The organism is Mesorhizobium sp. NFR06, from assembly GCF_900115245.1.
Classification (GTDB): Bacteria; Pseudomonadota; Alphaproteobacteria; order Rhizobiales; family Rhizobiaceae; genus Mesorhizobium.
This window is the reverse complement of sequence record NZ_FOVT01000026.1, coordinates 1-14,031: the sequence shown is the minus strand read 5'-3', so window position 1 is coordinate 14,031 and position 14,031 is coordinate 1. Positions and strand designations below refer to the sequence as shown.

General features: G+C 65.8%; 10 protein-coding genes. All 10 read right to left on the bottom strand.

Features of this window, described 5'->3' with window-relative positions:
- Positions 1-24 precede the first annotated feature (24 nt).
- Positions 25-2,694 carry a nitrate reductase gene (locus F3H96_RS28740; RefSeq protein WP_149805023.1) on the bottom strand — a complete coding sequence of 890 codons (2,670 nt, stop codon included), beginning with the start codon at positions 2,692-2,694 and terminating at the stop codon, positions 25-27.
- A 3-nt stretch (positions 2,695-2,697) separates the two neighbouring features.
- A complete protein-coding gene (gene nirD / locus F3H96_RS28735) occupies positions 2,698-3,027 on the bottom strand; it encodes a nitrite reductase small subunit NirD (RefSeq protein WP_149805022.1) in 330 nt (109 codons plus the stop codon).
- A 20-nt stretch (positions 3,028-3,047) separates the two neighbouring features.
- Positions 3,048-5,498 carry a nitrite reductase large subunit NirB gene (nirB, locus tag F3H96_RS28730; RefSeq protein WP_149805021.1) on the bottom strand — a complete coding sequence of 817 codons (2,451 nt, stop codon included), beginning with the start codon at positions 5,496-5,498 and terminating at the stop codon, positions 3,048-3,050.
- A 13-nt stretch (positions 5,499-5,511) separates the two neighbouring features.
- Positions 5,512-6,813, bottom strand: coding sequence for a nitrate/nitrite transporter (locus F3H96_RS28725; RefSeq protein WP_149805020.1), 1,302 nt, complete (start codon positions 6,811-6,813; stop codon positions 5,512-5,514).
- 65 nt (positions 6,814-6,878) lie between these two features.
- Entirely contained in the window at positions 6,879-7,046 is a 168-nt protein-coding gene (locus F3H96_RS28720) for a twin-arginine translocation signal domain-containing protein (protein WP_149805019.1), read from the bottom strand.
- Positions 7,047-7,367: 321 nt separating this feature from the next.
- Entirely contained in the window at positions 7,368-8,594 is a 1,227-nt protein-coding gene (locus tag F3H96_RS28715; protein ID WP_188131583.1) for a CmpA/NrtA family ABC transporter substrate-binding protein, read from the bottom strand.
- 2 nt (positions 8,595-8,596) lie between these two features.
- Positions 8,597-9,199 (bottom strand): ANTAR domain-containing response regulator, encoded by a 603-nt coding sequence (locus F3H96_RS28710; RefSeq protein ID WP_149805017.1) that lies wholly within the window; start codon positions 9,197-9,199, stop codon positions 8,597-8,599.
- Between the two features lie 99 nt (positions 9,200-9,298).
- Complete coding sequence (locus tag F3H96_RS28705; RefSeq protein WP_149805016.1) at positions 9,299-10,630, bottom strand: HlyD family type I secretion periplasmic adaptor subunit; 1,332 nt, start codon at positions 10,628-10,630, stop codon at positions 9,299-9,301.
- Positions 10,627-12,345, bottom strand: a complete 1,719-nt coding sequence (locus tag F3H96_RS28700) for a type I secretion system permease/ATPase (RefSeq protein ID WP_149805015.1) — start codon at positions 12,343-12,345, stop codon at positions 10,627-10,629. The genes F3H96_RS28705 and F3H96_RS28700 overlap by 4 nt, the downstream gene beginning before the upstream one ends.
- 22 nt (positions 12,346-12,367) lie before the next feature.
- The coding region (locus F3H96_RS28695) for a Calx-beta domain-containing protein (RefSeq protein ID WP_280177798.1) at positions 12,368-14,031 on the bottom strand (1,664 nt) is incomplete at its 5' end.

Below are 14,031 nucleotides of genomic sequence, written 5' to 3'. Positions count from 1 at the left end.
AAACGCGGCAGCGACAGGCGCGGCTCACTCCGCCGCCTGCACGTGGCGGGCCTCGATGATCGCCCTGATCTCCGAACGGCACGACCCGCAATTGGTGCCGGCTCGCAGCGTCGCGCCGATCGCCTCGAGACTGTCGCATCCGGCGGCGACGGCCGAAGCAAGCTGGTTGGCGCCGACATGGAAGCACGCGCACACGACGCGACCGATGGCGGGCATGGGCACGGGTGAGCGGCCGGACAGAAGCGCATGGCGATCGGCCGTCGACAGCGGCTGGCGCGTGGCCAGCAGCGACACCAGCCAGTCCCGCACCGGCAACTGATCGGGAGCGGCGACCAGCAAGGCTTCGGCCATGGAGCCGGCCTCGTCGATGGCTGCCGCCCGATAAGCAAGGCCGCGGCGGTCGGTGTATTCCAACAGCTGATCCTGTCGCTGTACGCCCAGCAGTTTGCGCGCCAGGAGAATGCCCTGGTCCGGCGGCTCGGTTCCGGTGAGCTCGTAGACCCAGCCGCCCTCGACCGCATGCCGGCTCCAGTGGACGAAGCCCGTCGGCCGCAGATCGCGCCGGGTGATGAGCACGCCGGCCCAGCCGAGATTCTCGCGCACGATTCTCGCCGGGACATGTTTGAGCTCCGGCTGGCCGGAATGCGGATCGGTGACCGGCGAGGACAGCACACCTGCGGCGGCCTTGGCTGCGAAATGGCCGCTCCAATGCATGGCCATGAAGGCCTGGCCGCGCCGCTGCGCGTCCGACACGCGCACCTTGGCCCGGACGAAACCGAAGCATGTCGAAAGATGGGCGAGGTCGCCATCCTCGAGATAATGCGAAGCCGCATCCGCCGGATTGAGGTCGACCACGGGTTCAGGCGCGTTGGCCATCAGGCGCGGCACGTTTCCGGTGCGGGTCATGGTGTGCCACTGGTCGCGCAGCCGGCCGGTGTTCAAGGCGAGCGGATAGTCGGCATCGACCGCGAAGGCCGTCGCCTCTTGCCGTACCGGGACGAAGCGCGCGCGGCCGTCGGGTGTCGGAAAACGGCGGTCGGCAAACAGCCTTGCCTGCTGCTCGTTCTCCTCTGTCGCAGGCCAATGGCGCGGCGCGAAGGCGGCGTAGCCAGCGTCGCTGAGGTCAGCCAAGCCGCCGAGATCGAACAGGCGCTCGCCATGGTTCTCGAAGGTGGAAAGCGCGGCATGTTCGCGGAAAATCTCCGCCGGCGTCCGGTAGGCGAAAGCATCGCCGAAGCCCATGCGGGCTGCCACCTCGCAGATGATGCGCCAGTCGGCTCTCGCTTCGCCCGGCGGCGGCAGGAAGGGCCTTTGGCGCGAGACACGCCGTTCTGAATTGGTGACCGTGCCGTCCTTTTCGCCCCAGGCGGCGGCCGGCAGCAGCACGTCGGCATGGCGCGTGGTGTCGGTACGGGTCACATCCGAGACAGCGACGAAATCGCATTTGGACAAAGCGGCGCGCACGCGCGACGCATCCGGCATCGAGACCGCGGGATTGGTGCCCATGACCCACAGCGCCTTGATGCGGCCGTCAGCGACCGCCTGGAACATGTCCACGGCCTTCAGGCCGCCCCGCCGCGCGATGTTGGGCGCCTTCCAGAAGCGGGAGACGCGGTTGATGCCGGATGGATCCGCGAAGTCCATATGCGCGGCAAGCTGGTTGGCGAGACCGCCGACCTCGCGGCCGCCCATGGCGTTCGGCTGCCCGGTGACCGAGAACGGTCCCGTGCCGGGCTTGCCGATGCGGCCGGTGGCGAGGTGGCAATTGATGATGGCGTTGACCTTGTCTGTTCCATGCGCCGACTGGTTCACACCCTGGCTATAGACGGTGACTGTCCGCTCCGTGCCGGCGAAGAGATCGTAGAAGGACTGGACATCTGCGACCGTCAGCCCGCACCCCTTCGCGACGCGCGCGATCGACGGCGCATCGGCGCCGGCGAGCGAGGCCGCGGCGTCGAAGCCCGACGTCTGGTCGCGGATGAAGCCGGTATCGATCTTCCCGGCCTGGACGAGATGCGCGAGCAGCCCGTTGAACAGCAGCACGTCCGTGCCGGGATCGAGCGCCAGATGCAGGTCGCACTCGTCGGCCGTGGCGGTGCGGCGAGGGTCGATGACGACGATCCTGGTCCCGCGTTCCCTGCGCGCCGAGAGCATGCGCTGGTAGAGCACCGGATGGCACCATGCGGTGTTGGAGCCGGTGAGCACGATGAGATCGGCGCGCTCGAAATCCTCATAGACGCCGGGAACGATGTCCTCGCCGAAGGCGCGGCGGTGTCCGGCGACAGAGGAGGCCATGCAGAGCCGCGAATTGGTGTCGATGTTGGCCGAGCCGATGAAGCCCTTCATCAGCTTGTTGGCGACGTAATAATCCTCGGTGAGCAACTGCCCGGAGACGTAGAAGGCGACCGAGTCCGGCCCATGTTCGGCAATCGCCCGCGAAAATTTCGCGGCCACGAGGTCGAGCGCTTCGTCCCAATCCGCCTGCCTGCCATTGATTTCCGGGCGAAGCAGACGGCCTTCGAGACCGAGCGTCTCGCCGAGGGCGGCACCTTTCGAGCAAAGCCGACCGAAATTGGCCGGATGCTCGGGATCGCCGCGGACGGTTGTCTTGCCGTCCGCGGCGATCTCGGCCAGCACGCCGCATCCCACCCCGCAATAGGGGCAGGTGGTCCTCACCTCGCGTGCTTCCTTCATGCCTCAGGCCGCTTTCGAGGCCAGCGCTTCGAGCGCGATGAAGAGCCGTTCACCCTCGACCTTGACGGGAACCGTCCTCACCGAGCCTTCATCCGCGCCGAGCGCCTTGCCGGTCTCCAGCGAGATGACCCAATTGTGCAGCGGACAGGTCACCGCCGCGCCATGGACGATACCCTGGCTGAGCGGCCCGCCCTTGTGCGGGCAGTGGTCGTCAATGGCGAACACCTGGTCCTGCGCGGTGCGGAAGACCGCTATCTTGCCTTGCGGTGTGTCGACGCAGCGCGCGCCACGCAGCGGAATATCGTTGATGGAGCCGACGGCAATCCAGTTCATTTTGTCTCTTTCCTGTCGGCTCATTCCGCCGCCTCGGCGAACCCCACCGACGCCATCGGCCGGAACTCGTGCTTGTCCTTGCCGGAGACGCGTTCCGACCACGGATCGACCTGCGCGAATTTCTGCGAGAAGACGAACCGGTCGAAGAGGGTTCCGCGGCGCTCGGCATCGTCCAGGATCTGCTTTTTGATCTCGGCGGTGCCGACGCGCTTGGCCCATTTGTAGATGCGCTCCAGGTAGCGGGCCTGCTCGCGATACATCTGGACGAGCGCCACGATCACCTCCAGCGCCTCATCCTCGGTCTTCACCATGCCGAGCACTTCGGTGCCCTTGATGTCGAGGCCGGCGGCGCCGGCGAAATGGATCTCGTAGCCTGAGTCGACGCAGACCACGCCGACATCCTTGCAGGTCGCTTCCGCGCAGTTGCGCGGACATCCCGACACCGCCATCTTCACTTTGGCCGGCGTCCAGGAGCCCCACATGAACTTCTCGATACGGATGCCGAGCCCGGTCGAATCCTGGGTACCGAAACGGCACCAGTCCGACCCGACGCAGGTCTTCACCGTGCGCAGACCCTTGGCATAGGCATGGCCGGAGACGAAGCCGGCCTTGCCGAGATCGGCCCACACCGCCGGCAGATCCTCCTTGCGAATGCCCAGCATGTCGATGCGCTGGCCGCCGGTCACCTTGACCATCGGGATCTCGAACTTGTCGACGACGTCGGCGATGGCGCGCAATTCGCCGGCGCTGGTGACCCCGCCCCACATGCGCGGTACTACCGAATAGGTGCCGTCCTTCTGGATGTTGGCGTGCACGCGCTCGTTGATGAAACGCGACTGATAGTCGTCGGCATACTGGTCCGGCCAGTCGCAGACGAGATAGTAGTTGAGCGCCGGCCGGCACTTGGCGCAGCCGCAGGACGTCTTCCATTCGAGCTCCTGCATGACGGCGGGGATCGTCTTCAGCCCTTTCGCCTTGATCAGGCGCCGAACGTCGTCATGGCCGAGGCTCGTGCAGCCGCACATCGGTTGCACCGCCGCCGGATTATAGGCCTCGCCGAGCGTGAGTTTCAGCAGTTGCTCGACGAGGCCCGTGCACGAACCGCAGGAGGCCGAGGCCTTGGTGTGGGCGCGCACGTCATCGAGCCCGGTCAGCCCTTTGCCCGTGATCGCGCCGGTGATCTTGCCCTTGCAGACGCCGTTGCAGCCGCAGATTTCCGCATCATCCGCCAGTGCCGCAACGGCCGCCAAAGGGTCCGAGGAAGCGCCCCCCTGGAACGCCTGGCCGAAGATCAGCGTATCGCGCATCTCCGAGATGTCGGTTGCCTTCTTCTTGAGGTCGTTGAACCAGGCGCCGTCGGCCGTCTCGCCGAAAAGCACGGTGCCGATGATGCGGTTGTCCTGCAGCACGACGCGCTTGTAGATGCCCGCGGATGCGTCGCGCAGGATGATCTCCTCGCGATCGTCGCCGTCGGCGAAGTCGCCCAGCGAATAGAGATCGATGCCGGTGACTTTGAGTTTGGTCGGCGTGTCGGAGTGGACGAAGCACTTGTCCTCTCCGTCCGCGAGACCGGCTGCCGCAACCCTTGCCATCTCGTAAAGAGGGGCGACAAGCCCATAGACATGGCCGCCGACCTCGGCGCATTCGCCGAGCGCGATGATCGCAGGATCGGAGGTCCGCATGCGGTCGTCGACGACGATGCCGCGATTGACCTCCAGCCCGGCTTCCTTGGCCAGGGCGGTGCTCGGTCGGATGCCGACCGCCATCACCACGAGCGTTGCCGGGATGATCGTGCCGTCCATGAGCTCGACGCCCTCGACCTTGCCGTTGCCGACAATCGCCTTGGTGTTGGCCTTGGTCATCACCTTGATGCCACGCGTCTCGACGGCCTTCTGCAACAGGTAGCCGGCAGCCGGATCCAGCTGGCGCTCCATCAGCGTCGGCATGACGTGCAGGACCGTGACGTCCATGCCGCGCTCCTTCAGTCCGGCAGCGGCTTCGAGGCCGAGCAGGCCGCCGCCGATGACGACGGCCTTGGCGCGAGACTGAGCGGCAAGCAGCATGGCGTTGACGTCGTCGAGGTCGCGATAGCTGAGCACGCCAGGCAGATCCCTGCCGGGCACCGGAATGATGAAAGGCACCGAGCCGGTGGCGATGACGAGACGGTCGTAGCTCTCGGTCACGCCTTGGTCGGAGGTGACGGTCTTCGCCTCCCTGTCGATGGTGACGATCCGATGACCCTTGTAGAGGGTGATGCCGTGCTTGATGTACCAGCCGTCGCCATGGATGACGATTTCTTCGAACGCCTTCTCGCCCGAAAGCACCGGCGAGAGCATGATGCGGTCGTAGTTCACGCGCGGCTCGGCGTTGAAGATGGTGACGCTGTAGCGGTCAGGCGCGGCTTCCAGCAAATGCTCGAGCATCCTGCCTGGCGCCATGCCGTTACCGATGATGACGAGTTTCTCGCTCATGTCGGTCTCCGATCTATTCGGCGGCGTAGGAAAGAGGCGCAGTTTTCAAGGTCGCCGCCCGCTCCATCCGGCGGACGGTGAGGTGCATCCAGACCAGGCAGGAGACGACGAGCACGAACAGCAGCATGAAACAGCTCGACCAGACGCCGGTGAGGTCGTTCAGCGCGCCGAAGGCGATCGGCAGGATGAAGCCGCCGAGGCCGCCGATCATGCCGACGACGCCGCCGACGGCGCCGACGCTTTGCGGATAATAGACCGGGATGTGCTTGTAGACGGCGGCCTTGCCGAGACTCATGAAGAAGCCGAGCACGCAGGCAACGCCGATGAAGGCGAGCGGGCCGATCTCGAAGTGGAAGGGGATCGGCCCGCTGATGCCGCGCACGACATAGTCTGCCGAGGGGAGGGACAGAACGAGAGTCGCGACGGCACAGACGGTAAAGGTCCAATAGAGCACGGTGCGGGCGCCGACGCGGTCGGAAAGCACGCCGCCATAGGCGCGGAAGATGCTGGCGGGAATTGAATAGGCCGCGCCGATCATGCCGGCGGTGGCGATGCCGAAGCCGTAGACGCCGATCAGGTAGCGCGGCAGCCAGAGCGACAGCGCCACGAACGCGCCGAAGGAGAAGAAGTAGTAGAAGGCGAAGCGCCAGACCTGCAGGTTCTTCAGCGGCGCGAATTCCTGCCAGAAGCTTCTCACCGGCACCGCCATGCCGGTGCGGCGCTCGCGGATGACCGGATCGTCGCCGGTGGTGAACCAGAACACGATGGCCATGACGACCAGCGCCCCCGCCCAGATCAGCGCGACCGACTGCCAGCCCCAGGAAAGCAGCACGAACGGCGCCAGGAACTTGGTGACCGCGGCGCCGACATTGCCGACGCCGAAGATGCCGAGCGCGGTGCCTTGTTTTCCAGCCGGGAAGAAGCGCGAGACATAGGCGACGCCGACGGCGAAGGAGCCGCCCGCAAGCCCGACGCCGAGCGCGGCAACCAGCATCTGCCCATAGGTATGCGCGAAGGCGAGCAGGAACGTCGCGACCGCGGCCGCGAGCATGGTCATGGTGTAGACCAGGCGGCCGCCATAGCGGTCGGTCCAGACGCCGAGCACCATGCGCACAAGCGAGCCCGTCAGGATCGGCGTGCCGACAAGCAGGCCGAACTCGGTTTCGTTCAGGCCGAGCTCCTGCTTGATGCGCACGCCGATGATGGAAAAGATTGTCCACACCGCGAAGCAGACGGTGAAGGCGATGGTGGACATCACGAGCGCCTGCCGGGGAGCACTGTCCTGGCTGGGCGCGGCTGGGAGGTTTGCGGTCATGGTCGGCTCCGGGTTTGCGGCGTGGGAGGCGCCGCGTGTTGTGTTGATCAGGGGCGCGGCATCGGTCAGCGCGTCGGGACTTGCGCGGTCACTTGCGGACCCTTGCCCTCTGTTTCGTGGCTGGCGGGAAACAAGAGTAGCGCGGCGATGAACAGCGCCGCCGTCAGAGCGCTGCTCGCCAGGAAGTCGCGGCGGGTGAAATCCTTGAGCGAAGGTCCGATCCGTTTCGTCATCGTCGTCTCCGGTCCAAAAAACAAAAAAGCTGCCGTCCAGGGCTCGCGCGTCCGTACATCCGGGATCGCGCATTGACCTGAGCGGCAGCTTTGCCTTGGGGCGCCCGCCATTGGACGCCTATTCTATTGCCCGCGAGGGGCTCGATTATTTCAAAGCACGAAGCGTGCCAGTTTTGCAGCGAAAGAGAATTTCAAGGAAAATCAATGCGATAGTTACATTGAGCGTTGGTCGGGCCGATTGGCGGCGCGATCAAACATTGATCAGCGACACGGGCAAGGCGCATAAATTTTGTGCAATGCACAAGAATGGCGTGCAAATGATCAGGCGCGCCCCTGGCCCGCAATGTAGGCGTCGATCCGGTCCGGATCGAAGATCTGCCCGTCGAAGAATCCATCGGGACCAAGCACGAGACTCGCCCCCGCCGAACCGACCGGGGTCGCGACCTTCAGTGCCCCCTCGACCTTGGCATTGGCGCCGGGCAACGCCACGCCGAGCGGTTTCAGCGCCGACCGGTAGAGGTCGGGGCGGTAGCAGTCGCGAGCGACAGCGAGGTTTTGCGGCGTGTGCGGCAACTGCCCCCAGCGCACCATCTGCGTGTAGAACCAGAGCGCATGGCTCTTCCAGGGAAAATTCGCCGCCTTGTCGAAGGGCAGGAAGAAATCCTCGACGCGCCGTTCCGCGGCGCCGCCAAGTTGAAGCAGTCCGGTCAGGATCGGCGTCTGGATCGCTTCCGGCTCGCCGAGGAAAGCGGGCCTCGCCATCAGCGCGGCCAATTCGCCGCGATGTGCCGGATCCTGGCACCAGCGGGCGGAATGATGCAGCGCCCTCAACAGCGCCGCCAGCGCGTCCGGGTGCTCTTCCGCCCATACCTTGCGCACGCCGAGCACCTTTTCCGGGCTGTTGCGCCACAGCAGTGCCTTGACGGTAACGATATGGCCGGTGCCGGCGGCGACCGCGGCGCTGTTCCAGGGCTCACCGACGCAATAGCCGTCGATGCGGCCGACGGAGAGCGCATCGGCCATGAAGGGCGGCGGCACGATGACGATCTCGATGTCGCGGTCGGGATCGATGCCGCAGGCGGCAAGCCAGTAGCGCAACTCGTAATTGTGCCCCGAATGCGGGTGCACCACGGCGAAGCGCAACGGCTCGCGGCCAGCGGCCGCCCGTTCCCTCACCAGCAAGCCGAGCGCCTTCCCGGCACGCGCCGGATCGAGGTCGGGCACGGCGCCATCCGCCGCCATGCCTTGCCACACCGCGTTGGAGACCGTGACGCAATTGCCGCCAAGCCCGAGCGAAAAAGGCACGATGGTTTCGGAGGCAAGCGGCGTCAGCCCAAGGCTGCAGGCGATCGGCATCGGCCCCAGCATATGGGCGACATCGAAATGGCCGATGGCGATGCGGTCGCGGATGTTGGCCCAGGAGGTTTCGCGATGCAGCTTGAGCTCGATGCCCTCGCGGGCGGCAAAGCCCATCTCGCCGGCCACCACCAGAACGGCGCTGTCGAAAAGCGGCATGAAGCCGGCGGTGATCTCGTGCGCGACCGTCATGCTCATTCGCCCTCCAGCGGCCCCAGCAGTCCCGCCGCCGTCACCAGGCTCTGGGCGATCTCGGCGATCTTGCGGTTCTGGTTCATGGCGGTCTTGCGCAGGAGCGCGTAGGCGGCCTCCTCGCTCAAGCCGCGCGACTTCATCAATATGCCCTTGGCCCGGTCGATGACCTTGCGGTTCTCGAGCTCGCTTCGCGCCTCTTCCAACTCGCGCGCCATGCGCGAGAAGGCGTTGAAGCGGCTGATCGCCATGTCGAGGATCGGCTTGATGCGCTCCTTCTTCAGCCCGTCCACCACATAGGCGGAAACGCCGGCATCGACGGCCGCTTCGATCGAAGCCTGGTCGGATCGGTCGACGAACATGGCGATCGGCCGCTTCACCGCGCGCGAGAGCTGGAACATGTTCTCCAGCATGTCGCGGTTCGGATTTTCGAGATCGATGACGATGACATCCGGCTCGATCTCGGCGATGCGCCGGGCAATGCCTGCCACGTCATGGACCACCGTGACATGCCGATGGCCGGCATCCCGCAATCCGGCCTCGATGATCGAGGCACGGATGCGGTTCTCATCGATAACAAGGATGGTCAACGAACCGGCGGACATGCGCCTATTGTGCAGGCGAACCGGATTTGTGCAATGCGGTAATCCACAGGGACGATTTCCGACCGCTCAGGGCGCGGACTGCGACGGCTGGCGGCCTTCTCAATCCTCTCTGAAGGCGTGAGCAAAACTGTCGGCGACCGGCTGGAAGAGATACTCGAGCAGGGTTCGCTTGCCCGTGACAACGGAGACGTCCACAGGCATTCCCGGATATAGCTTCACTTGCGGAAGCTTCTTGAGTTCGTCGGCACCCACCTCGACCGTCCCCCGAAAGAACGTCGCGCCGCTGCGCTCGTCGATCTCGGCGTCGGCCGAAACCCGCGTCAGGGCGCCCTCCACCGTGGGCGTGGTTCTCTGCTTATAGGCGACGAGCCGCACCGTGGCCGGCAGACCGGGGCGAACGACATCGATATCCAGCGGTTGAAACTTGACGTCCAGCACCATCTTGTCCTGGTCGGGAACGAGATCGAGGATGACGCCTCCCGGGGGCACAACTCCGCCCGGCGTGAAGTAGCGAAGGTTCATCACCACCCCATCCTCGGGCGCGACGACATCCCGGCGAGCCGCGCGCGCGTCGGTCTTCTGAAGCGCCTTTTCGAGCTCGGAGCGTTTGGTCTGAACGTCACGAAGGTCCTCGGCCGCCTTCTTGATGTAGGAAAGCCGGCCATTGTCGATCTGCGCATTGGCCTCGGCGACCTGCTGTCGCAAGCTTTCTATACTCGCTCGGTTCGAGTCGGCCTCGCCCTGGGTGGCGATGATCTGCCGCTCGAGCTGGAGCACGCGGGACTTCACGCCATAGCCCTTCTTGAGAAGTGTGCTGGCGTCCGCCAGCTCTTCCCGCAGAGACGGCAACTGGATCTCGAAGGCCGCAACTCTCGCGGCGAGGGCCGACATCTGGGCCTGGAATTGGGCGATCCGCTGCTGCCAGACCTCGACATCCGAGGCCTGCACCTTGGCCTGGTCGCGGAAGATGCGCTCCTGTCCGGCCATGGCCTCGGCGACGGCCGGCTCGCTTCGCCTGGACGATAAGTCCGCCGGGAAGGGAATTGTGCTCAGGCCATCGCGCTGCGCCGTCAGGCGAGCTTCGCTGGCGAGCGCGGAGTCGAGCTCGCCGCGCACGGCATCGCGGTCGGACTCGGCGTCGACGCCGTCGAGGCGGACCAGTGTCTGGCCCTGCTTGACCACGTCGCCCTCGCGAACCAGGATTTCACGGATGATGCCGCCCTCCAGGTGCTGCACGGTCTTGCGGTTGCTGTCGACCTTCACCACGCCCGGCGCGAGCGCGGCGCTTGTCAGCGGCGCCGTCGCCGCCCAGAAGCCAAAACATCCGAACAGCAGGGCGATGACCGTCAGACCGCCGAGGATATGGCCGCTGATCGCTGGCGCGGCGGGCGGCGGCGCCGGCATGCGCAATTGCAGGGCAGCTTCCATCATGACGCCACCCTTTCGGCACTCACGACCCGGACCGGCGGCACGGAGGACGACGGCTCGGGACGGCGAAGTTGCGCCAGCACGGCGTCGCGCGGGCCGAATTTCTGCGCCTGGCCCTCGGCGAGCACCAGGACGCAATCGACGTTCACCATCAGCGACGGCCGGTGGGCGACGATCACCACCGTCGAGCCCGCCTTCTTCATCGCGGCAATCGCCTGGTTCAGCGCTTCCTCGCCGACGGCATCGAGGTTCGAGTTCGGCTCGTCCAGCACCACCAGCGCCGGACGGCGATAGAGCGCCCTGGCAAGGCCGATGCGCTGGCGCTGCCCACCGGAGAGCACCGAACCCTGTTCGCCGATCTCGGTGTCATAGCCGTCCGGCAGCCTCAGAATCATCTCGTGCACGCCGGCCATCCGGGCGGCGGCCACGACCTCCGCCGGGTCGCCATCTTCCATGCGGGCAATGTTTTCACGCACGCTGCCTGGAAAAAGCTCGACGTCCTGGGGCAGGTAGCCCACATGGGCACCGAAATCGTCACGGTTCCAGGCAAATACGTCGACGTCGTCGAGGCGCACCTGGCCCTGCTGCGGCGAAGCCATGCCGACGATCAGGCGCGCAAGCGTCGACTTGCCGGCCGCCGACGGCCCGATCACCGCAAGCGCCTGGCCAGGCGACACGGCAAAGGAAAGGTTCCTCAGCACCGGCTCCTTGGCATTGGCCGGCGTGAAGGTGACTGCCTCGACCGCGAGCCGTCCCTGCGGCTGCGGTAATTCCATGCCCGGCGGGCGCAGCGATGGCGTCTCGAACAGCCGGTTCAGCCGCCCCCAGGCCTCGCGCGCGCCGGTGGTCTGCTTCCAGGTGGCGATGGCCTGCTCGACCGGGGCGAGCGCGCGCGACATGATGATCGAGGACGCGATCATGGCGCCGGGCGAGACCTCGTGGCGCAGCGACAGCCAGGCGCCGAGCCCCAGCACGGCGACCTGCAGGAACATGCGGAACGGCTTGGTGAAGGCGTTGATCAGGCCGGCCCGGTCGCTGGCAGTCGTCTGCAGCTCGAGCACGGAGGCGTTGGCCGCGTCCCAGCGCCGCGCGAGCACGCCGCCCATGCCCATCCCGTCGATGACTTCGGCATTGCGGAAGCCGGCATCCGCCGCCTGGTAGGCGCGCGCGGAAGCCGCATTGGCCTGCTTGAGCGTGCCCGCCGTCAGCGCGTTGTTGGCAAGGGCGAGGCCGAACAGCACGGCGGCGCCTCCTAGCGCCAGAAGCCCGAGCAGGGGATGCAGCAGGAAGATGAAGGCGAGGTAGAGCGGCATCCACGGCGCGTCGAAAAGCGCCATGATGCCGCCGCCGCCGAGATAGCCGCGCAGTGTGGCGAGGTCGCGCAACGCCTCGGTGCGGTAAGAGGAGCCGCGCAACGCGTTTTCGAGCCCGCGGCCCAGCACCTGCGTCGACAGCACGCGGTCGATCCAGGTGCCGAGTTGTACCAGCAACCGCGAGCGGAAGAATTCGAGCGCGCCCATCGCGGCGAGCGCCGCCGCCGCAATCAGCGTCAAATAGACGAGCGTCTCGACGCTGCGGCCGGGCAGCACGCGATCATAGACCTGCAGCATGTAGACCGAGGTCGAGAGCACGAGCAGGTTGATGACGAAGCTGAACCCGACCACCGCGGCGAAGCCGCCGCGGCAGCGAGAGAGGGCAAGACGCAGGGCGTTGTCCATCGCTGGCTCCGCGCGTTTCCGTTCAGGTCCACTCGACGAACTTGGTGTTGTCCAGCCCAAGCAACTGCGTCAGGTTCGTCACGTCGTCCAGCGTGGCCACATGGACGCGGCCTGCCGTATCGCTCCAATTGGCGTCGTACCAGAGTTCGCCCTTACCGGTATCGCTGTTGAAAACGGCGACATAGGCATTGGCCGCGCCCGCGGTGCCGTTGACGATTTGGGTGTTGGTCTGGGCCGTCTGGATTTCCACCACCTTGTTGTTGTCGCCAAGCGCGATGTTGGTGATGGCGTTGCGGTCCTGATAGTCGGAGGCGCTGAGCGCAGCGCCCGCGGCAGTGGCGGTGGTGTTGGCCGCGTTCCAGCTGCTCGCCCCCTGCTGCAGGCCAATCGTGTGGCCCGCGACAGCGAAGTCCAGAATGGTGTCGGTGCCGTTCAGGCTCGGAGCGATCATCCGGAATTGATCATTTCCGCCGCCGCCCAGCAGCGCGTCGTTGCCGCCGTCACCTCTCATAATGTCGTCTTGTTGACCCCCGAGCAGATAGTCGCGTCCGGCGCCGCCGGTCAGCGTGTCGCCGCCGTTGAAACCGGCGGCAATGTCGCTGCCTGTTCCACCGTTCAACGTGTCGGCGCTGCTTCCATTTTGTCCGACGAGCAGATGGAAATCAGCGCTGGTCGAGTTGTTCGCCTGATCAGTCACGGTGACATGCAAAGTATAGTCGCCGATGCTGGTATTCGATTGAGACGCCGTCAGATTGCCGGTTGAGTCGACCGAGACGTTCGACGCCGGAAGAGCGTTGTTGGAAGTCGCTGAGTAGCTGAACGTGAAGCTGTCCGTGGCATCCGGATCGCCCAGCTCGATGAAATGGCCCAGAAGCGCATTGTTGCCGGTCTGCGTCGGCACGAAATCGATGCCTGTCGGCCCGCCGAGATCGCTGAGGTCGTTGTCGGTGATCGTGCCCACCCCCTGGTTGTCGGAAATCGTCGCGTTGGTCGGGCTGCTGAGGTTGACGGTGAACTGCTCCGTCTGCTCGAACACCGCGTTGTCGACGATCGTCAGGGTGATGGTCTTGCTCGTTTCGCCGGCCGCGAAGCTGAGCATGCCGTTCAACGGGTCGGGTCCGGCGGTGTAGTCGCTTCCGGCCGACGCCGTACCAGCCGCCACCTGGTAGTTCACCGTGGCCGGCAGCACCGTCGCGCCCGCCTTGGTGACCGTGAAGGTGATGGTGCCGGCCGTCTCGCTGACCGTGACGTCGTTGATGGAGAAGCTCGGCGGCGAGTCGTTGTCGTTGACCGTCACCTTTGCGGTGTCGCCGGTGTTGAGTGTCTCGTAATTGCCGCCGCTCGTGCCGGTGATGCCGACCTGATAGTTGGTGCTGTCGCCATAGACATTGTTGTCGGCGACCGCGAAGGCGGTCGAGACGCCGCTGGTGGCGCCGACCGCGATGGTGACGCTGGCGCCGTTGTCGAGGTTGATCACCAGAGGCGTGCCGGTGACGGCATTGGCGACATGGGCGGTGATCGTCGCCGTGCCGGCGCCTTCGTTGACGCTGACGTCGTCCAGCGTGATCGCCGTGGTGTCGATGGTGTCGTGCACCGTCACCGTCGCCTTGTCGGTGGTGTCGAGCGCCTCGAAGTTGCCGCCGCTGGTGCCGCTGACGCCGACCTGGTAGCTCTGGCTGTCGACAT